The following is a 19,455-nucleotide window of genomic DNA, read 5'->3' on the forward strand; positions in this document are numbered from 1 at the left end:
TGGCAGCGGCCACGCCCACGGCCGGGATGAAGAAGCCGGCCACGAGGCCGACCGCCCCGGCAGCTTTCGCCACGCCGAGCCAGTTCCACCAGGACTTCGGTACGCCGTATTCCACCAAGGGCTCCACAGAGTCTTCGAGCTGCCGACGAACAACCGCACGTCGCCGCCGTGGTCGAGTGTCGCCCCCGGGCGCTGCGCCGCGACCACCGCGACGTTGCCGGTGACGGCGCCGAGAATCCGGACCGGACGCGAAGCCGTACCGGGTGCCTGCTCGCTGTCCGTCGGCGGGGCCGGAGGCGGCGTCAACGGCCTGCCATCCCGGTGCGGAACAGACGTCACCGGTGCCGATTCACGCTGCCCGAACACCTCGATCCGCAGGTCCGGCTGCGCGAGAACGCGCAGCGCCGCTTCCAGATCCGCGTCGAGCACCGCATCGCACCACCGCTCCAGCGCGGGCAGTTGCGCGGCGCGCTCGCCGGTGTCGCGTGCGGACAGGCGCACGGCGAGGGGATAGGGAATGCGATCGCCGTCGGTGCGCGACCAAGCCAGCGCGAACTGGTCCGGGGTCAGCGTCCAGTTCACTCGTACTCGGCCCATTCGCCCAGCACGGGCGGCGTGGTCGGATCCATCGACCCGATGAGTTCACCGCCGTCGTCGGAGGGCTCCAGGAAGGTCGGGAGGTCGTCGAGGTCGAACTCGTCGTCTTCGTCGTCGACGGGGACGGTTCGCGCGCTCGCCGCGTTCGCGGCCGGGCTCGCCCCGGATCGCGGGGCGTCGGCCGCGGCCAGCGCGCCGCCCATCAACCCGCCCACCGCGCCCGCGCCGAGACCGGTGACCGCATCGCTGCTGTCGTTGTCCTTGCGCCGCTCGTCACGCTTGCGTTGGTCCTCCGGCGGGAGCTGGCTACCCGCGCCGGGCACGATGACCGGCTCGCCGGTCGCCGAAGCCGGTGCGGTCGTCGGTGCGGGTGCGCTCGCGGTGGGAACGGTGCGGATTCCGGATGCGGCCGGGACCGTGGAGAGCGGTGTCTCGGCGACGGGTCCGACCCGGGGCGTGGTCGTCGGCGAGTCGGCAGCGACCGGGGTGCCGGTCGGCGCGAGTCCCGCGGTTGTCGTCGCCGGGCTGTCGTCGGCGGAGGTTCGAGCGGTTGGCGCCTCGCCCGAGCGCGGGCTCGGGTCCGTTGTCCGGTTCGGACCTTGCGGGGTGTTCTCGAGCGAAATCGGCTGCGCATCCGGTGAAATCGGGTCGACTCCGGTGGCTTTGCTCGCCGGTGCGGCAGCGGACGGGGCAGGTGCCTGGTCGTCCAGCTCGTCGGGGAACGCGGGCACGTCGGTGCCGGTCCGGATGAACACGCCAGCGTAGATGTCGTTCATCGCGCGCACGACGTCCTGACGCGCGTGCTCGCTCGCCTTCTGGCCCTCGACATTGCTGGTCGCCCGGTCCGGATCCAGCAGCGCCGCACCGAGATCCGGCGTGCTGTCGGCGGGTTCGGATACCGCGGCCCGCAGCGCCTCCGCGGCGTCGCCGGCCTGTCCGAGGCGTTGCGAGACCACGGCGAAGACGTCGGCGAGGTCTTGGCCGCTCTGCTCGAACACACGCACCACCGCGTCCGCGCTCTTCGCGGCGGCGCCGCGCCAGCCGTCGGCGATGGCCGCGCGAATCTCGTTGTGCGCCTGGAAGATCGCGTCGGCGAGACTCGCCGCTGCGTCGCCCCAGGCCTGCTGGCCGCCCGCGAGGACGCCGGGATGCAGCAGCTGGACCTTGGCGTGGATCTCCGCATGGGTGAGGTTGTCGAAGACCTCGACGTTGGGCGAGTAGGCGGGGTCGGTGCGCCGGTGCGTTGCCCGCTCGCCGGCGCGCGGCATCTCACGCATGAGCCGCTCCCGTCACGTCGATCCGCTCGACCGCCATGGCGAGCGCCTGGTCGGCGTTCTGGTAGGCAGCGGCGGCGGCGCGGAAGGTCTGCGCGAGTTCCCGTGCCGCGGTGGCATATTCGGCGAGCCGGGCGATCGCGCCGTCGGCCTTGCGCTCGAACCCGCCGCGCAGCGCGTCACCCGAGGCGAATCCGCCGAAACCGGGTAGCGACGTGGCCGCGCTCAGGATACGAATCTGCGCCTCGACCCGGTCGGCGAGCTGCTCGTACTGCCGTGCGCACCGTTCGTGTGCGCCGTCGGCGACCAGCAGTCCGTCGATCCACAGCGAGCCGTCGTCGACCGCCTGGTTCAGCGCGGCGACGTCGATACCGGGCGCGGTGACCTCGGCGGGTGGCTCTCCGCCGAACCCGTTCTCCTGCGATGGCATCTGCCCCGTCCCCCTTCCTCATCCGAAGAGCGTGTTCGGTTCACGGACGTCGTGCCAACCCCACGACGACATCCTGTATCCAGTTCGCGATGTCGGCAGTGACCCGCGCGTGCACCGGCTCGTGTAGCAGGTCGTGCCCTGCGTCGGTGTACTCACGCAAATCTACCGATTCGTGGCGGCTAGTCCATACCCTGATCGCATCGATCGGCGCGCGCCGGTCATCCACGCCGTGCACCGCGAGCACCGGAAGTTCGCGGGGCAGCGGCGTTCCCGGCGCGCCTGGCGCTCCACCACCAAGTGCGCGCTTCGGGACGCCGGACAGCACCAGCCCTGCCAATGCCTGCTCCGGCAGGGCGGGCCGCAGTGGATAGTCCCGTTCCAAGACTGCCGAATCCGGCGCCGCTTCTCCGGAATCCGGTATCGCGGCGCCGAGCATGGCCAGCGCGGTGACCGCGCCGAGCGAGTGGCCCATCAGGATCAGTGGCCGGTTCGGCTGCGTCGCCCGGACCACCTCGATGAACCGCGTCGCGTCGTCCACCAGTTCGACCAGGGCGCCGGGATGCTGTGGGTCGCCTTCGCTCAGTCCGTGCCCGGAGGTATCCAACGCCCATACTTCGGCCTCAGCCGGTTTCATGGTGTGGGCGAAGCGGTGATAGTGACCGCTGTGCTGACCCATTCCGGGCAGCAGAACTACCGTGTACAGCGGGTTTTCGATCGGCCACCGCCGATAGTGCATCCGGCCGCGCGTGCCGTCGAAGAATGGCATGCACCGATAGTGCCAAAGATCGTGTCGCGGATGGGACCGCACAATTTTCGGCGAAAGGCAGCTACACTGCCCGGCGACCAGCCCTTTTTCCGAGCCGAGGTGCCCGTTGCGAACCTTCTTCCGTCGAGGCGCCTTGCTCTTGCCCGCCGCCGCGGTAGCCCTCAGCGGTGCGCTCGCGCCGGCCGCCACCGCGGCGCCGCCGGTCGCTTCCTGTGCGCCCGCCGTGGCGGCTACCGCCGTGCCCGCCGGACTGCCGGTGCTCGACTGGTCGGAGAACCTGGGGTATGACGCGCACGGCAATCTGTGGGTTTCCCGGCTGTACCGCAACGAAGTCCAGCGCTACGACGCAGCGGGCAGGCTCACCGCGACCGTCCCGGTGGAATTTCCCGGCGCGGTCCGGCTCGGCCCGGATGGACTGCTCTACGTCGTCTACGGTGACGCGCCGAGCAGCGTCGTTCGCCCCGGCGGGGTGATCCGCTTCGATCCGAGCGCGGCCGCGCCGAACCCGGAGGTCTTCGTCTCCGGCTTCACGATGCCGAACGGCGCCGCGTTCGACCCGGCCGGAAACCTCTACGTCGCCACCCTTTCCGGCGTGGTCAAGGTTCGTCCGGACGGAGTTGTCGACGCCGCGTGGAGCGAGGCGGTGGCCGGGCTCGCCGCCAACGGCGCCGCCGTCCACGACGGCGTGCTGTACGTGACCGCCAACGGTGGCCCGCTGGGCCGGGTCGTCCGCATCCCGCTCGCCGCGCCCGCCGACCGCGGTACTGTCGCCGACCTGTCCTCGCCGCTACCCGGACTGCCGGATTTCGCCGACGACCTCCTGGTCGATCAGGCGGGCATCCTCTACGTGACGACCCTCGCAGGCCAATTGGTCCGCGTCGATCCCGCTACCGGCGCCGGGTGCGCGGTCCTCAACGGCCAGCCGCTGACCGCCGTGGCGGCCATCCCCGGCCGCTCGGATGAACTGCTCGCGAGTACCGAGGGTGGCGCGATCCTGCGCATCCGCCTGTCCCACTGACCGATCGGCCCGATCGCGCGAAGGGCTGGTGCCCGGCCTCGCCGCCTCCGGCGGCCCTACCGGAGGCGGCGAGGTGGCATCACTCGACGGCGGTTCCCTCGAGTTCGACCATCTGGCCCGGGATCGCCAGCCGTGTGACCCCGAGCATCGTGGTAGTCGGTGCCACGCCGGAAGCGCCCAACCGCGACGCCAGCACGCCGTAGTGCTGGAAAAGCAGATCGACGTCGGTGGTGTAGACGTTGAGCCGGACGAGGTTCGCCAGCGACATGCCGGCCTCGCCGAGCACGGCCTCCAGGTTGGCGAGGCTCAGCGCCAACTGCGCTGCCATGTCACCGTCATGCTGGGGCTTGCCGTCGCCGCTCATCGCGGTCTGGCCGGAGCAGTACAGGGTCCGGGTGTGCCCGGAGACGAGCTCACCTTGGTTGAATCCCATCTCCACCGACCACGTCACCGGGTTGACTGCCGTTCGTTCCGCTACCACATCAGCTCCATTCGATTCGTTGAAGTACGTACGTCCATCGGCCCGGTAGCCGCTGACGCCGTGGTGGTAAGCCTCCCAGCGAATTACGACATCCTGTGTCGTGTATTCGGTAAAGTTTTCGTATGCGCGCCGACCGGTTGGTGTCACTGGTGCTGCTGCTGCGCCAGCGCGGTCGGCTAACTGCGGCCGAGCTGGCCGACGAGCTGGAGGTGTCCACCCGCACCGTGTTGCGCGACATCGAGGCGCTGTCCGCGGCCGGTGTCCCGGTCTTCGCCGAACGCGGCCGGCGCGGCGGTTTCGCGTTGTTACCCGGGTTTCGAACCGAGCTCACCGGGCTGAACCACGACGAGGCGCTTGCCTTGCTGATCGCCGGATCGCGGCGCGGCGCGCAGGCATTCGGCCTCGGCTCGGCGCTTGCTTCGGCGATGCTCAAGGTGGTCGACGCGCTACCCGAAAGCTATCGGGACACCGCAGCTGACGTGGCCGAGCGATTGCTCATCGACCCGGAGACCGATCTGCTGTCGCGTCGGCTGGTCGCCGAGGAGGTGCCCGGCACCATATTGGCCGAGGTCCGGCGCGCGGTGTTCGCCGGAAACAAGCTGCGCATCCACTACGCGGCCCTCGACCAGACCCCGAAGTGGCGCACGGTGGACCCGATCGGCCTGGTCATCGTTCGCGAGCGGGGCTACCTGCTGGCCATGAGATCCGGCGCGGACCGCACCTACCGGCTGTCGCGGGTGTTGGCTGCACAGGAACTCCCCGAACCGGCGCAGCGACCAGACCGGGTCGATCTGGACCTGGCCTGGCAGGAACGCAGCACACAGTTTCGGACCAGCGGCGACCAGATCGCCGTGCTGGTACGGGTGCACCCGGCGCGACGGGAGGACCTGGTGAGCACCGCACTGGCCGTCCGCACCGAGGAACCCGACGCAGACGGCTGGCTGCGGCTGGAGGTGACCTTCCAAGATTCCCGACACGCCGAATGGGCGCTGTGGCAGCTCGCCACGGACGCGGAAGCCCTGGCCCCGCGGTCGTTGCGCACTTCCCTGCGCAACCGCGCCGCCGCGATTGCCACCCGATACGGAGAGTCATCCTGAGCCCCGCGTGCGCAGCGATGAGTTTCGGTAACTCACGGGGTCTAACTTGTTGAGGCCGTTCCGGTCTCGTGGAGACCAGGAGGCACCGATGTCGACGGACCAGGAACCGACAAGGCGGCGGCTGGCGGACCACCCCACCGTCAAACAGATTGCCGCGCGGGCGCGGAAGACGCCTGATCCGGCACTGACCACCTCCCGCCTGCGCGAGATCTGCCTCGCCGCCGGCGCGGACGATGTGGGCTTCGTTCCGGTCGACGATCCGCGGGTGGCGGAAGAATTCGAGCACGCGCGTGGGATTCTGCCCATGGCCCGCACGTTCGTGGCCTTCTGCGTGCGGATGAATCGCGACAATCTGCGCAGTCCGCAGCGCAGCCTCGCCAATACCGAATTCAACCATGCCGACGACGAAACCAACGACGTGTCGCGCCGTATCACCAGGGCGCTCCAAGATGCCGGCTACCGCGCTGTCTACCCCGCACCGGGATACCCGATGGAGGTCGCTCAGTTCCCAGGGCGCATCTGGGTGATCGCCCACAAGGTGGTAGCGCAGGCCGCGGGCTTGGGCGTCATGGGTATACACCGCAACGTCATTCACCCGAAATTCGGCAACTTCATCCTGCTCGGCACAGTTGTCACCGATGCCGTAATCGACGAGCCGAGCGCCGCTCTGGAGTTCAACCCGTGTCTCGAGTGCAAGCTGTGCGTGTCCGCGTGCCCGGTCGGCGCGATCACCAACGATGGTGGTTTCGATTTTCAGGCGTGCTACACGCACAACTACCGAGAGTTCATGGGCGGCTTCACCGATTGGGCCGAAACTGTCGCCGACAGCGCCGACCGCGACGAGTATCGCGAACGCGTCACCACGGGCGAGTCCTTTTCGATGTGGCAGAGCCTATCGTTCAAACCCAGCTACAAGGCCGGTTACTGCATGGCGGTGTGCCCGGCCGGCGAGGACGTGATCGGTGCCTTCCTCGATGACCGGAAGGGACACCTCGACGAGGTCGTGCGTCCGTTGCAGAACAAACCGGAACCCGTTTACGTACTGCCGGGATCGGCCGCCGAGGAACACGTCACGCGGCGGTTTCCGAACAAGACCCCGAAGCCGGTCACCAATGGCTTCCCGGACGAGGTCAACGCACTACTCGATCAGATCGGCCCCCGGCCGCGCCCGCGTACTGTCTCGGACTGATCGACGCACCCGGCCTGGCGGATGGGCGCGCGCCGCCCGAACGTGCTCGGCGAGCGACCCAGGGCCGAGCTCACAGATATTCGGCTACGACCTCGAAGCGAGCCGGGTTCGTGCCGGCGACCCGGCAGCGCGATGCGCCGAGCGTAGTGAAATGGTGGCTCAGCTGCGCGGTTGAGCCACCATTCGACTCCGCAGTCTGCGGAAGGACCCGTGTTTCAGAGGTATTCGGCTACGACCTGGTAGAGGGCCGGGTTCGCGCTGGCGACCTGTCTGGCGGCGTCGACCGACGCCACGACCGCCGCGTTGGTCCCGGCGGCTTCGCAGGCTTCGGCACTGTCCCAGTGTGCGACGTTGACGAGTTGGAATCGTGCGTCCGGCAGGAGCGCCCGGTGCAGACGAACGTCCCGGAAGCCGGGTGCCTTCCGCATGATCTTTGCCCGTTCGTGCCAGTTCTCGATGAATTCATCGATCTGCTCGGCGGGTATTTCGAGGACGTTGATGAAGGTGATTCCGTTGTCCGTCATACGATTGCCTATCCGTTGGTGGGTTCTACGTGACCGGAGAACTCGCGGTAGCCGAACGCGCACCGCCCCGCCGAACCGGAATGACTTGTCCCGGAACGCACAGCACAACGCAGCGGCGCGTAGCCGCCGAGTCGCGAGCCGCTCGGACACCACAGACAAGTGTCTTCGTGCTCGCGCGACTGCTCAAGGACTTCCTGCCCACAGATCCGGACACGCGGTCGGCTCGTACTTGTCGGCGGCCGATGCTCGGCCGCCGCTGTGGGGCGTGGAAGCGGGGAGGTTCAGTCCTTTTCCGCGGGAACAAGTCGAATGATCGGAATGACACGATCGGTGGCCTGTTGATATTTCGCGTAACGGGGCTGGGCCGCGGTGATCCGCTCCCAGGCAGCCGCTCTGCGCGTGCCGGTAAGTTGCGACGGCACAACATGAATCGTCCGATCGGGAAACTCGGCCCACACCTGGTCCGGGTGCGCCGCGATGTTGTGGAACCACGCGGGATTACCTCGCGCTCCGGCCGCCGATGCGACGATCAGCCACGCGTCCTCGCCATCCGGGAACCAGGCCAGCGCCGTCTGCCGCGTCTGTCCCGTCTTGGCTCCTGCCGTGGTGAGGACGAGCACGTCCATTCCCTGAAATTTCCCGCCCTTGCGCCGATGCCAGTTCATCATGCGCTTGCTGAGCCATCGAGTGACCGGCCCGGCGGATTGGTTGCGTCGGCCATAGGTTCCGCGCCTGCTGTCGAACACCATGCCCCTGACGATACTTTCCTCGGCAATACTTGTCGAGGAAAGTATCGATGAGTCGGCTACATTGTCCGGCATGAGCCGACCGAGCCCCGCCATGCTCAGCTGGCGCAACCTCCACCTGCTCCATGCCGCGGTGCGACAGCAGTTGGACGCCCGGCTCACCGCGGAGGCCGCATGCTCGCTCGTCGAGCACGATCTGATGGCCTGGCTGGCAACCGAGCCGGACGGCCTGCGGATGAGCGATCTGGCGAAGGCGCTCGCCGTCACTCCCGGCGGGCTCACGCGGATCGTCGACCGATTGGCGAAGCGCGCGTGGGTGGTCCGCGGACCGGTGGAGCGCAACCGCAGGGAGGTGCGGGCGGCGCTATCCCCCGAGGGGCGTGTCGCGCTGCGAAAGGCCCGCCGCGTCTACGGTTCGGTCCTGGCGGAAACGCTGGCAGGGCAGCTGTCCGACGAGGAGCTGGAAACCCTCCGCCGACTGTCCGGCAAGGTGCTCGCCGGAATCATGCCGAATCGACAACAGACCTGAACTCGCCGGATGCGGCCAGGTTGCGCGGACCATCCGCCCTGGTTGCGCCAACCCAACGCCGGGACGCGCGCTTGGTCGTGGGGCGGAAGAACCGGGCCACGTGGTTGAAGTCCCTGTGTCGTGGCAAGTCGGGCGCAGGCTCTCGGGCGTCGGTTCGTCATCGCGGCGATGGGGCGTCCCACACGGTCCGGCATGAGCCGTGCGCCGGTGATCGGCACGATCCGCTCATAGAGCTCGTCTGGCGCCGGTGCTCGCCCCTGGGTTCGTGGTCACCGCGCGGTCGATCCGCCGGGCGATGACGCGCAGTTGTGCGATCAGCTCCGGTGGCTCGGACACCTGGAAGTCCGCTCCCAGCCCGAGGAGCCGGTGTGCCAGCCATTCCGGCGAGTCGTCCCGGACCGCATCGATCCGGCAGGAGTGCTCGGTGATCGCGACGACCTCGCCTGGACCGTCGCCCAGTCGCCCCGCTACCCGGTGGACCGGGGCGTCGATGGTCGCTCGAATCCGGAATACCGGTGTGCCCCAGTCGCTTCGGCGTCCAGTCACGTAGGCGGCGGCGTCGGCGGCGGGTAGTGGGCGCGGGGTGAAGCGCGCGGCGGTGGGCTGTGGGCGGGAGATCCGGTCCACGCGATAGACCCGCCAGTCCGCGCGGTCGAGGTCGTAGCCGACCAGATACCAACGCCGCCGGGCAGGCACCAGACCCACAGGCTCGGCATTGCGCCGGGTCTCGGTACCTGACTCGGCGCGATAGGCGAAACGCACCCGCTCCCGGTTGGCCACGGTCGCGGCGAGCGTGGCGAGCACTTCGGGATCAACCGCGGGGCCGTCGTCGGTGAGCGGGGTCAACGCGGTGCCGAGGACCCGCACCCTGCGCCGCAATTTCGCGGGCAGCACCTGCTCGAGTTTGGCGAGCGCCCGGACCGAGGCTTCCTCGATCCCGGCCACGGCGGACCCGGCGGCGGCGCGCAACCCGACCGCGATGGCGACGGCCTCGTCGTCCTCGACCAGCAGCGGCGGCATGGCCGCGCCCGCCACCAGTCGGTAGCCGCCCGCCGCGCCCAGCGTCGCGGTCACCGGATAGCCCAGTTCGCGCAGGCGGTCGATATCGCGGCGCACCGTGCGGTCGGTGACGCCGAGGCGTTCGGCCAGTTCGCTGCCCGGCCATTCGCGTGGAGTCTGTAGCAGCGAGAGGAGGCGGAGCAATCGGGCGGGTGTGTCGTTCACCGGTTCAGGATCGCAAAAATCTAGGACCTGAATAGTCCTAGATGCTCCCTACTGTCGTCGTAGTAACGCAGGACCGACCGGCAAGGAGCCGTACCGATGACCACCGACATCCGCCCGTTCCGCATCGCGATCCCGCAGGCCGACCTGGATGACCTGCACGACCGGCTCGCCCGCACCCGCTGGTCGGCCCAGCTGCCGGGGACGGGGTGGGATCGCGGCGTGCCGGTCGACTACCTGCGCGAGCTGGCCGAGTACTGGCGGACCGGATTCGACTGGCGCGCGCAGGAGGCGGCGCTCAACGAGTTTCCGCAGTTCGTCACGAATATCGACGGCCTCGGCGTGCATTTCGTGCACGTTCGCTCGCCGGAGCCGGACGCCACGCCGCTGATCCTCACCCACGGCTGGCCGAACTCGTTCGTCGAATTCACCGAGACCATCGGCCTGCTGGCCGATCCGCGCGCGCACGGTCTCGACCCGGCGCAAGCCTTCCACGTCGTGGTGCCTTCGGTCCCGGGCTTCGCGTTCTCCGAAGGACCGCGTGAGCCGGGCATGACACCGGGAAAAGTAGCGGAGATGTGGCTGGTGCTGATGGACCGGCTCGGCTACCGGCGCTTCGGCGCGCAGGGCGGCGACCTCGGCGCCTACGTCGCGCCGGAACTCGCCATCGCCGCACCGGACCGGGTGATCGGTGTGCACCTCGACGGCGGGATCGGGATGCCGAGCGAGGCCGACGTGCCCACCATGACCCCGGACGAACGCGCCGAGTGGGACCTCATGCAGACGTGGATGACCGGCGTGAACCACCACGTGCTGCTGCACGACGCCCCGCAGACCTTCGCGCACGCCTGGACCGACTCCCCGGTGGGTCTGCTCGCCTGGCTGATGCAGAAGTTCACCGAGTTCGCCCCGCTCGCCGACCGCGTCGAGGACGTGATCAGCCGTGACCACCTGCTGACCAACATCAGTCTGTACTGGTTCACCAACACCGCGGCCTCGTCGTCCTGGCCGATGTACAACGGCCTCGGCGACGGCGGTTTCGCCTGGCCGAAAGGCCAGAAGCTGGTGCCAACCGGCACCTACGGCGGCGGCTCCGCGCTCATGCGGCGGCTCGCCGAGCGGGACAACACCATCGTGCACTGGCCGGAGGGCAACGCCGGCAACCACTTCGTGGCGATGGAATGCCCGGACCAGCACGCCGCGGACATCCGAACGTTCTTCGCCCTGCTGCGCTGAGCGCGGAGGAGACGTCGAAGGCCGCGGGCTTCGCCCCACCGCAACTGCGAAGTTTTGTTCCGCGGCTTCGAAGTTGCGGTGCGGGGCAGAGGCGCCGGTTCCGGCGTCTCGGTGACATTCCGCGGGTTACCCTGAGCATTCATGCGTTCCATAACTCACTGTCCGAATCTTTCCGGTACTCGCGTCGGCGAGCCTGATTACTCGGATGCGCTCTGAGGTCTGGATCGGAGTGACCCGATGTTCGCTGGTGAATTGAGCAAGACAATCGCTGGAATGCTGCGTCGGCTGAACCGTGGAATCGGCGATGCGAGTGGCATTCTCCGGCGTGACCTGGAGGAAGTGGCCGAAGGCGTTCGCGCGACCAGAGTGTTCGCGGAAACCGACGCGGTTAACTCACGCACACTCGATGAGGTTGGAGTCGGCAATGAAAAACCTATGTCGGACAACGGCAAGTTCGACGTAACCGAATTCCGGTGGCCGGACCCGCCGGAGCGGGCTTCGACGCCGGAAAATGCGCCGCTGCTGGTCGCGGATGAATTCGAAAGAATGTGGCGAGAGGGTGGGGATGCGCGGTGGGCGAACTATGATCCCGGAGCATTTCGACATGATCTGAGAACCTTCGAAAGGTGGCTGAGAACAGAGGGTCCGCTCGCTCCGCTGAACCAGCATTACGGTCTGAACTGTTGGGAGATGATCTGCTATGCGGCAGCTCGGGCGGGTGTGCTGGATAAACCCACGCTCCGTGAGTTGCTCGATCCGCCCAGGGATCCCGGCGGGAGATTCTGGAAAGGCCCGAAAGATCCTGATGGGGGATTCACGAAAGGAATCCTGGATTCTTGGCTGAACCGTATGGGGGACCGGCTCATTCCGGGGGAGCGGACTATTTACGCCGGAGAGCCGGGAGGTCCGCGGCCGCAACGTGGTGATCTCGTCATGTGGGGCCGGAACGCCCTCCACGTCTCGATGGCCACTGGACGTGTGGGCTCGGATGGATCTCCCGAGGTGTATTCGTTTTGGCCTCCGCCGAAGCACGAAGTGGTGCACGACCCGGTCACCGACACATATTCCAGGGTGACGGACACGGTTCAGGTGACGACCATCGACAAACTGTCGCGGGTTACCTATAACTCCGAACTCATCATTCCGTCCGGGACCGAGATCATCTTCGGTAGGGGTCCCTGGTAACCGCGGCGATCGGGGCGCGAACGGCCATCCCGGCTGGGCCTGGCGTGGGCTATGGAGTTGCCGGGGCGGGCGCTGGTTCGGTGCCGACCGGTGCCGCGGGAGCCGGGAACGGCACCGTGAAGAGGCCGACCGTGGGTGTCATCACACAGTGCGCGAACGGGTAGTCGATGATGCCCCACATCGAGGCAAGCACCGTGCCCGGACCGCTGTTGACCGTCTTGGACAGCGACGGCAAGCGGTATTCGGTCACGTCGTCGAGCGGGGCGAGGCCGCTGGCGCCGGTGTTCACGTTGACCCACGCGACGACGAGCCCGGAGGCCAGCGGCGCGCCGGGGTGCGAAGGGGTGGCGCTGAACCGCAGCGCACCGGGCGGGACGTTCAGGTCCCGGGCATTGCCGGATCCATCGGTGGTCGCGGCGGCGATGATCGTGGTGATCGGCCCGTTGCTGCCGCAGCCGAAGGTGGGCGCGGCGTAGGCGAAGGGGGTGAACACGCTGGAGACGTCACGCAGGTTCGCGGCGTCGACCAAGGTGGCGTACCGGGTGAGCGCGGCGACGCCTTCTTGCGCGGTCGTATCGGATCCGGCGATCTCGGTCAGGTGGGCCAAGCCCGTGTCGACGGGCGCCGGGGTCTGCTCGGCGGCGGCCGGGACGGAGAACGTCAGAACCGCGCCGATGCCGAGAGATGCCGCGGCCGCCGCGGCGCGTGCGATGGTCCTGCCGTTCACTCGTTCTCCTCGATACCGAATCCTGCGTGGTCCCCGACCCACGAGCAGCAACGTACCAGGTCGCCGGTTCTGTCGTACCGGATAGTCGGCTGCCTCGCCTTCGCTCACGCCGGCATGGGTCCGCGGCCGGACTACGCCCGCTGCGCCCTTCATGCGGCGCCTTCCGGCGCGGGTCTGCGGCGGCCTTCGTCCCTGGCCGCCGCCCGGCAACCAGGTCCGTTCGTCCACTCGGTGTGATCCAGTCGACAGTGGACGTTTCCGGCAGGGTACGTTTGACTCGGGACGAACGAGACACACAGGGAGCTACGTATGAAACTATCCTTGTCCCCCGACGACGTCGCCTTCCGCGACGAACTGCGAAAGTTCTATCGGACCGAGATCCCGGAGGATATTCGCGAGCGCGTGCGCACCGGCCGTGAGCTGTCCCGCGAGGACTTCGTCACCGCGCACAAGATCCTCAACGACCACGGCCTCGCGGTGCCCAACTGGCCCGTCGAGTGGGGCGGCAAGGACTGGACGCCGATGCAGCGCCACATCTGGCAGGACGAGATGCAGCTCGCCTCGGTGCCGGAGCCGCTGACCTTCAACGCGCAGATGGTCGGACCGGTGATCGCCCACTTCGGTTCCCAGGAGCTGAAGGAGCGCTTCCTGCCGCCGACCGCCGCGCTGGACATCTGGTGGTGCCAGGGTTTCTCCGAGCCGGACGCCGGCTCCGACCTGGCCGCGCTGCGCACCACCGCGGTCCGCGACGGCGATTCCTACATCGTCAACGGCCAGAAGATCTGGACCACGCTGGCCCAGTACGCCGACTGGATCTTCTGCCTGGTCCGCACCGACCCCAATGCGCCGAAGAAGCAGTCGGGCATCTCGTTCCTGCTGTTCGACGTGAAGTCGCCCGGCGTGACCATTCGTCCGATCAAGCTGATCGACGGCGGGTACGAGGTGAACGAGGTCTTCTTCGAGAACGTCCGGGTGCCCGCCGATCAGCTGGTCGGCCAGGAGAACATGGGCTGGACCTACGCGAAGTTCCTGCTCGGCAACGAACGCACCGGCATCACCGGCGTCGGCCGCACCAAGGTCAAGATCGGCGTCGCGAAGCAGCACGCGGCGCAGATCAAGTCCGGCAACGGAACGCTGCTGGAGGACCCGGTGTTCGCGGCGCGGGTCGCCGAGCTGGAGAACGAACTGCTCGCGCTGGAGCTCACCCAGCTGCGCGTGGTCTCCAACTCCTCGGACGGCAAACCGAATCCGGCCTCGTCGGTGCTGAAGCTGCGCGGCTCGGAGCTCCAGCAGGCGGCCACCGAGCTGCTGCTGGACATCGCGGGACCCGACGCGATCCCGGTGGAGGCGGACGACATCGCCTCGCCCGGCTGGGCGCAGCGCAGCGGCGCCAGCTACCTGAACTACCGCAAGACAACCATCTACGGAGGCTCCAGCGAGGTGCAGCGCACCATCATCGCCTCCACGATCCTCGGATTGTGAGGCGTCACCATGGATTTCGATCTCACCGATGAACAGGTCATGCTCCGCGACACGGTTCGCGACCTGCTCGCACGCACCTACGACGCCGAATCCCGGCTCAAGATCACCGATTCGGACCTGGGCTGGAGCCGCGACGTGTGGCGTCAGCTCGCCGAATTGGGCGTGCTCGGGCTGAGCTTCGCCGAGGAGGACGGCGGCGTCGGCGCCGGTCCGGTGGAGACGATGGTCGTGCTGGAAGAGGTCGGCCGCAGGCTCGCGCCCGAACCGATCTTGGACGCGGTGCTGGTGCCAGGTGGGCTGATCGCCGAGGCGGGCAGCGCCGAGCAGCGGCAGCGGATTCTGCCGGAGGTCGCCTCGGGCGCGAAACTGCTCGCGTTCGCCCACTCCGAGCCCGGGGTGCGCTGGCCGTCCACCGAACTGGCGACCACAGCCGAAGCACACGGTGACTCGTACACAGTGACCGGTGTCAAGAATCCCGTTGCGCACGGTGACTGCGCCGACGAGCTGGTGGTCAGCGCGGTATTGCCGGACGGCGCGGTGGGGCTGTTCCTGGTCGCGCCGGACGCGGCGGGCGTGGTCCGCAAGTCCTACCGCACGGTGGACGGCCAGCGCGGCGCGCAGCTGGAACTGACCGACGCGCCCGCCGAGCGGCTCGGCGAGGGGGACGCGGCCGAAGCGATCGCCTCGGTGCTCACGCATGCGCAGGCGAGCCTCTGTGCGGAGTCGGTCGGCGCGATGGAAGAGACGCTGCGGCTCACCACCGAGTACCTGAAGCAGCGCAAGCAGTTCGGTGTCACGCTGTCGAAGTTCCAGACGCTCACCCAGCGCGCGGCGAACATGTACGTCTCGCTCGAGCTGGCGCGCAGCATGAGCCTGTACGCCACGGCGTCAGTGGCCGACGGCGCCGACGACCCGGTGATCGCCTCGCGGGCACGGTTGCAGGTCGGCCGCGCGGCCCGCCACATCGGGCAGGAAGCGATCCAGATGCACGGCGGCATCGGCGTCACCGCCGAGTACCCGGTCGGCCACTACGTGGCCCGGCTGACCGCGATCGAGCGCACCCTCGGCGGTGGGCTCGAGCATTTGCGAGTGCTCAGTTCCCGAGTCGGCGACTACGAGCTGCCCGAGCTGTAGAACCGTGCGGTGGTGTGCGTTTCGCGCACACCACCGCGGGTCACTCGTCTTCGTCTCGCGCGGTGGTGGTTCTGCGCTGCGTGGCGGTCGGCTCGTCCGCTGGTTCGGCCGCACGCGTGGTGGACGGCGGTCGCGTGTCCTCGGGCGGTGCGGCGTGCGCCGGGTCGTCGGCTCGTCCGGAGGGGTCGGCGGAGGTGCTGGTGATGAAACCCGCGAATGGTGTTGCGCGCTGCTGGTTGTACGGCGCGACCTTCCAGGTCGGCGAGGGCGGGATGATCACCTTGGGGGTCGTCGGGCCGGTGGTGTCCTCTTGGACGACCGGCTCGGCATGCTGACCCGCCTTCAACGGCGGTGGCGGGACGTAGGTGTCGTGCTTGCCGACCCCGCACGCGCCGATCAGGACGAGTCCGATGGAAACCGCTCCCGCGGCGATCGCCGGACCGGCGATCTTGGCCCTGCTGCTCTCCATCGGTGACACTCCTCGTGTGTTTCGAGTGGCCTCACCTTACTCGAGGCCGGTTGGTCGAGCGAGGTGAGCGGTCGCTGGGTATGCGCCCGGAGGACGCGTTAAACGCTGATAATTCAGATATCGAATTGGTCTCGTCGGCGTGTCGCGGGCACGTGTCGCTATCTTCCGGCGTGCCGGAGTCGTAGCGTGTGTGAGCAAAGTTACGCGTGAGACGCCGGTATCGGGCTGAGAGACACGTTGTGTGAGAACGTGACAGTGGTTCTCTGACCGGCGTCATCGAGGAGTAGATGATGGGAGCTTACTCGACAGCGTCCCGGCGTGGTTCATCCCGCGCCGCGGAAGATGCGGTGTCGGCAACTGCGCAGCATCTGGCGTCGAATCAGCAGGCGCGCACGCTGTCCACGATTCTGTCGCGGACGCTGGCCTGGCTGATCTTCATCGGCGGAATCGTCGGGGCGGTGCTCGGCATCGCGGGCCTGCACGTCGAAATCACCGTGGCCGGACTCATTCTCGCGTGCACCGCGGGGCTGGTCCTGCTCAAGCTCCGTGCGGGTGGTGGCGAAGCAGACTGACCCGGCCCGGTTTCCCGTGCTGGTGCGAAAAATCAGGGTGCGCAACACTTTAGGCGCCTACCGTGATCTGTATGAGGATCGAGATCACCACCGACGCCACCGAGTTCCGCTCGCGCGCCGAGTCGCTCCTGCTGCGTGATCCATTGCGCCATACCGTGATCACCACCAGCATCGCCAATCACGTCACGGGGATCGATGCCTCGGCGGAGCCGTCGCGATTCCTCTCCGTCCACGACGAGGACGCTTCGGTGATCGGCGCCGCCATGCGGGTGGCGGGCCGCGACGTGTACCTCGGTGAGCTACCGCCCGACAGCATCGCCGCGGTGGCCAGGTCGCTGGCCGACGTGGTTCCCGAAAGCGCGGGTGTCGAGGGGATCGTCGGTGACGCGACCGCCTTCGCCCAGCACTGGTGTGCGCTGCTCGGCACGGGATTTCACCAGTCCTACACGACGAGGCTGTACCGGCTCGGCGCTCTGCGGATGCCCGACGTCGCCGGAAACCCGCGTCAGGCGATCGAATCCGATATCGCGCTGTTGCAGGCATGGCTGGCCGCCATGCGCGAGGAGTCGGAGATGGGACCCGGACTGGGCGAGGCCGCGATCCGGCGCCGCATCGTCGCGGGCCGCTGGTGGCTGTGGGAGCGCGACGGTGAGCCGGTGAGCCTTGCCGCCCACCAGATCCCGATCCAAGGCTGGTCGCGGATCGGACCGGTCTACACCCCGCCCGCCGCGCGCGGGCACGGCTATGCCAGCGCCGTGACCGCGCACGTGGCGAAGCTGCTCCGCGCCGAGGGACTGGACGTCTGCCTGTTCGCCGACACGGCCAACGCCACGGCCACCCGGATCTACCGCACGATCGGCTTCCATCCGACCCACGACTTCGCGCACTACGTCTTCGACTAACTCCTCGCCCGGCGCGCCGACACGGAAGAGTCGGCCGCGATACCCGGCTCGACCCGTTCGCGGACGGCTCGGGGTGCGGACCGGCCGCGGTCCCGTCGGTGGGCTCGCACGCCTGCTGCTCGGCCATCCGCCGAATAGCCGCGCTAGGCGCTGGTCCATGTCTCCATGGAGCAGAAGTGCTTGCTCAGTTCAGCGGCGCCGAGTTCCACCAGTTCATGAACTCGGCGTCGGTGGCGATGAAGCCGGTGCTGTACATGAGCATGGCCGCTCGGCGTGCGTCGCCGGGGAACGCGGTGATCATGCGGGGGCGCAGGTTGCGGCTGTCGCGCAGGGTGTAGTTCGTGTAGGTGTGGCCGCTGTTGTTGGTGGCGGTGGCGCGGTGGTTGGCGGGCAAGGCGTCCAGCACGGCCTGCGCGTCGGCGGGGGAGCCGTAGAGGTAGAAGTCGAAGGCCGCCTTGTTCGGTCCGCCGAAGCAGCTCCACATCAGCACCCAGGCGCCGAGATCCGGGTCCTCGTGGTCGGGAGTCACTTCATCCGGCTCGTGGGCGAAGCAGCCCGCCTTGTTGTATCCGGTGCCGGCGTGCACCAAGCTGTCGGCCGTGGTCTCGGGCAACATGTCCGGGAACGCGCCGCTCAGTTCCGCGGCGCGGGCGCCGGTCGTGGCACGGTCCGTGGTGGCCGCAACGGTCGTCGTCGGAACGGTCGTGGTCGGACGGCCGCTGGCCGAGGGCGCGACGTTCTGGGCGCGCACCGTGGTCGTTGGACTGGTGGAACCAGAGGGTCCGGTGTCGTCGAGCACCGCCTTGATGATGAGACCGATGAGGCCGAGCACCAGCAGCATGCCGATCCACCCGGCTACCGAGGCATGCCAGCGGGAACGTCGCACCGGGCCGAGATAGGCGCGTGCCGCCCGCCGCCCTGCCGACGAATCAGTTTGGGGGGCAGGGAGATTTGTCGGAGGAGGCGGCTGCCACGAGCGCCCTGCCGACGGATCCGGCTGGGGGGCAGGGTGGTTCGGCGGAGGCGACGGCTGCCACGCTGCGGGACCCGTCAGCGCCTGCCATGCCGCGGCGGCGAATTCGGTACAGGAGTCGAAGCGGTCGGCCGGGTGCTTGGCCATGGCCCTGGCCAGCACCGCGTCCAGCGCCACCGGAAGTCCCGGACGCAGCCCGCTGACCGGTGGCGGCGGTGCGATGAGATGTCCCTGGATCACCGCGACCGGATTCGTGGCGTCGAACGGCACCGTGCCGGTCAGCAGCCGAAACAGTGTGCAGGCCAGGGAATACTGATCCGCCCGATGATCCAGCACGCCGCCGGACAGCTGCTCCGGCGCCGCGTAGGCCAGGGTGGCGGTGAAGGAGCCGGTCTGGGTGAGGCGTCCGGTGTCGTCCCGGAACCGAGCGATGCCGAAGTCGGTGAGGTAGACGCGCTCCGGCCCGCCCTCGGCGCGTTCCAGCAGAATGTTCGCCGGTTTCACGTCGCGGTGCAGCACGCCGCGGCTGTGCGCGAAGTCCAGCGCCTTGGCGGTCTCGGCGATGATCTGCACCGCCCGGTGCGGCGGTAGCGTCCGCGTCTCCACCGCGGCGGCATCGGTGCCGTCGATGAATCGCATACAGATCCACAGCCGCTCGCCTTCGACGCCGCGGTCGAACACCGTGACGATGTTCGGGTGGTCCAGCCGTGCGACCAGATCCGCTTCCCGCTCGAAGCGGGCGCGGATCTCCTTGTCGTGGAACAGCTCCGGGTTCAACAGCTTCATCGCCGTCAGCCGGGGCAGCCGCGGATGCCGCGCCAGGTACACCGATCCCATCCCGCCGCGGCCGAGCAGGCGTTCGATGGTGTACCCGGCGAAAACCTCACCGGTGTGCAGCATCGG

Annotated in this window: 21 protein-coding genes and 1 pseudogene; 10 read left to right on the forward strand and 12 right to left on the reverse strand. The window is 68.4% G+C overall.

Annotation, left to right across the window (positions count from 1 at the left end; all coding sequences use genetic code 11):
- From ACWPXK_RS08340 to ACWPXK_RS08360, 5 genes and pseudogenes are all read right to left on the reverse strand, one after another.
- Positions 1-127: DoxX family protein (locus tag ACWPXK_RS08340; protein WP_454196387.1), on the reverse strand; the 127-nt coding region annotated here is incomplete at its 3' end.
- A 50-nt stretch (positions 128-177) separates the two neighbouring features.
- Positions 178-597 (reverse strand): annotated as a pseudogene (locus ACWPXK_RS08345) (ESX secretion-associated protein EspG); the annotation flags it as partial.
- Entirely contained in the window at positions 579-1,874 is a 1,296-nt protein-coding gene (locus ACWPXK_RS08350; protein WP_454195491.1) for a PPE domain-containing protein, read from the reverse strand. The gene ACWPXK_RS08350 and the pseudogene ACWPXK_RS08345, both read right to left, overlap by 19 nt.
- Positions 1,867-2,301, reverse strand: a complete 435-nt coding sequence (locus ACWPXK_RS08355; protein WP_454195492.1) for a hypothetical protein — start codon at positions 2,299-2,301, stop codon at positions 1,867-1,869. Before ACWPXK_RS08355 ends, ACWPXK_RS08350 begins: the two co-directional genes overlap by 8 nt.
- Before the next feature lie 40 nt (positions 2,302-2,341).
- Positions 2,342-3,067: an alpha/beta hydrolase gene (locus ACWPXK_RS08360; RefSeq protein WP_454195493.1), complete on the reverse strand. Its 726-nt coding sequence runs from the start codon at positions 3,065-3,067 to the stop codon at positions 2,342-2,344.
- A gap of 106 nt (positions 3,068-3,173) precedes the next feature.
- On the opposite strand from ACWPXK_RS08360, the gene ACWPXK_RS08365 reads away from it, so the two are divergent.
- Positions 3,174-4,085, forward strand: coding sequence for an SMP-30/gluconolactonase/LRE family protein (locus ACWPXK_RS08365; protein WP_454195494.1), 912 nt, complete (start codon positions 3,174-3,176; stop codon positions 4,083-4,085).
- 79 nt (positions 4,086-4,164) lie between these two features.
- On the opposite strand, the gene ACWPXK_RS08370 is transcribed toward ACWPXK_RS08365, so the two are convergent.
- Positions 4,165-4,518 (reverse strand): RidA family protein, encoded by a 354-nt coding sequence (locus ACWPXK_RS08370; RefSeq protein ID WP_454196388.1) that lies wholly within the window; start codon positions 4,516-4,518, stop codon positions 4,165-4,167.
- A 170-nt stretch (positions 4,519-4,688) separates the two neighbouring features.
- On the opposite strand from ACWPXK_RS08370, the gene ACWPXK_RS08375 reads away from it, so the two are divergent.
- Both ACWPXK_RS08375 and ACWPXK_RS08380 read left to right on the forward strand, forming a co-directional pair.
- Positions 4,689-5,663, forward strand: coding sequence for a helix-turn-helix transcriptional regulator (locus ACWPXK_RS08375; RefSeq protein ID WP_454195495.1), 975 nt, complete (start codon positions 4,689-4,691; stop codon positions 5,661-5,663).
- Positions 5,664-5,751: 88 nt separating this feature from the next.
- Positions 5,752-6,852 carry a 4Fe-4S binding protein gene (locus tag ACWPXK_RS08380; RefSeq protein ID WP_454195496.1) on the forward strand — a complete coding sequence of 367 codons (1,101 nt, stop codon included), beginning with the start codon at positions 5,752-5,754 and terminating at the stop codon, positions 6,850-6,852.
- Positions 6,853-7,067: 215 nt separating this feature from the next.
- On the opposite strand, the gene ACWPXK_RS08385 is transcribed toward ACWPXK_RS08380, so the two are convergent.
- Both ACWPXK_RS08385 and ACWPXK_RS08390 read right to left on the reverse strand, forming a co-directional pair.
- Positions 7,068-7,376, reverse strand: coding sequence for an antibiotic biosynthesis monooxygenase family protein (locus tag ACWPXK_RS08385; RefSeq protein ID WP_454195497.1), 309 nt, complete (start codon positions 7,374-7,376; stop codon positions 7,068-7,070).
- A 281-nt stretch (positions 7,377-7,657) separates the two neighbouring features.
- Entirely contained in the window at positions 7,658-8,125 is a 468-nt protein-coding gene (locus ACWPXK_RS08390) for a nitroreductase/quinone reductase family protein (RefSeq protein ID WP_454195498.1), read from the reverse strand.
- Positions 8,126-8,195: 70 nt separating this feature from the next.
- Between ACWPXK_RS08390 and ACWPXK_RS08395 the strand changes: the two genes are divergently transcribed.
- Positions 8,196-8,651, forward strand: coding sequence for a MarR family winged helix-turn-helix transcriptional regulator (locus tag ACWPXK_RS08395; protein WP_454195499.1), 456 nt, complete (start codon positions 8,196-8,198; stop codon positions 8,649-8,651).
- A gap of 225 nt (positions 8,652-8,876) precedes the next feature.
- Here ACWPXK_RS08395 and ACWPXK_RS08400 read toward each other — a convergent pair whose 3' ends face one another.
- Entirely contained in the window at positions 8,877-9,875 is a 999-nt protein-coding gene (locus ACWPXK_RS08400) for a helix-turn-helix transcriptional regulator (RefSeq protein WP_454195500.1), read from the reverse strand.
- Positions 9,876-9,971: 96 nt separating this feature from the next.
- Here ACWPXK_RS08400 and ACWPXK_RS08405 point away from each other — a divergent pair, with 96 nt between their 5' ends.
- Both ACWPXK_RS08405 and ACWPXK_RS08410 read left to right on the forward strand, forming a co-directional pair.
- Positions 9,972-11,108, forward strand: a complete 1,137-nt coding sequence (locus tag ACWPXK_RS08405; protein WP_454195501.1) for an epoxide hydrolase family protein — start codon at positions 9,972-9,974, stop codon at positions 11,106-11,108.
- A gap of 237 nt (positions 11,109-11,345) precedes the next feature.
- Positions 11,346-12,293 carry a hypothetical protein gene (locus tag ACWPXK_RS08410; RefSeq protein ID WP_454195502.1) on the forward strand — a complete coding sequence of 316 codons (948 nt, stop codon included), beginning with the start codon at positions 11,346-11,348 and terminating at the stop codon, positions 12,291-12,293.
- 49 nt (positions 12,294-12,342) lie between these two features.
- Here ACWPXK_RS08410 and ACWPXK_RS08415 read toward each other — a convergent pair whose 3' ends face one another.
- A complete protein-coding gene (locus tag ACWPXK_RS08415; protein WP_454195503.1) occupies positions 12,343-13,020 on the reverse strand; it encodes a hypothetical protein in 678 nt (225 codons plus the stop codon).
- Between the two features lie 309 nt (positions 13,021-13,329).
- Here ACWPXK_RS08415 and ACWPXK_RS08420 point away from each other — a divergent pair, with 309 nt between their 5' ends.
- Both ACWPXK_RS08420 and ACWPXK_RS08425 read left to right on the forward strand, forming a co-directional pair.
- Positions 13,330-14,502 (forward strand): acyl-CoA dehydrogenase family protein, encoded by a 1,173-nt coding sequence (locus tag ACWPXK_RS08420; protein WP_454195504.1) that lies wholly within the window; start codon positions 13,330-13,332, stop codon positions 14,500-14,502.
- Positions 14,503-14,511: 9 nt separating this feature from the next.
- Entirely contained in the window at positions 14,512-15,636 is a 1,125-nt protein-coding gene (locus tag ACWPXK_RS08425; RefSeq protein ID WP_454195505.1) for an acyl-CoA dehydrogenase family protein, read from the forward strand.
- Positions 15,637-15,676: 40 nt separating this feature from the next.
- On the opposite strand, the gene ACWPXK_RS08430 is transcribed toward ACWPXK_RS08425, so the two are convergent.
- Positions 15,677-16,105: a hypothetical protein gene (locus tag ACWPXK_RS08430; RefSeq protein ID WP_454195506.1), complete on the reverse strand. Its 429-nt coding sequence runs from the start codon at positions 16,103-16,105 to the stop codon at positions 15,677-15,679.
- Between the two features lie 347 nt (positions 16,106-16,452).
- On the opposite strand from ACWPXK_RS08430, the gene ACWPXK_RS08435 reads away from it, so the two are divergent.
- Both ACWPXK_RS08435 and ACWPXK_RS08440 read left to right on the forward strand, forming a co-directional pair.
- The gene (locus ACWPXK_RS08435; protein WP_454195507.1) at positions 16,453-16,677 is read left to right on the forward strand and encodes a hypothetical protein; all 225 of its coding nucleotides are present in this window, start codon (positions 16,453-16,455) and stop codon (positions 16,675-16,677) included.
- 71 nt (positions 16,678-16,748) lie between these two features.
- Complete coding sequence (locus tag ACWPXK_RS08440) at positions 16,749-17,579, forward strand: GNAT family N-acetyltransferase (RefSeq protein ID WP_454195508.1); 831 nt, start codon at positions 16,749-16,751, stop codon at positions 17,577-17,579.
- Between the two features lie 184 nt (positions 17,580-17,763).
- Here the strand turns inward: ACWPXK_RS08440 and ACWPXK_RS08445 are convergent, their stop codons facing one another.
- On the reverse strand, positions 17,764-19,452 hold the full coding sequence (locus tag ACWPXK_RS08445; RefSeq protein ID WP_454195509.1) for a serine/threonine-protein kinase: 1,689 nt from the start codon (positions 19,450-19,452) through the stop codon (positions 17,764-17,766).
- Positions 19,453-19,455: the final 3 nt, after the last annotated feature.

The organism is Nocardia sp. Marseille-Q1738 (genome assembly GCF_965283145.1).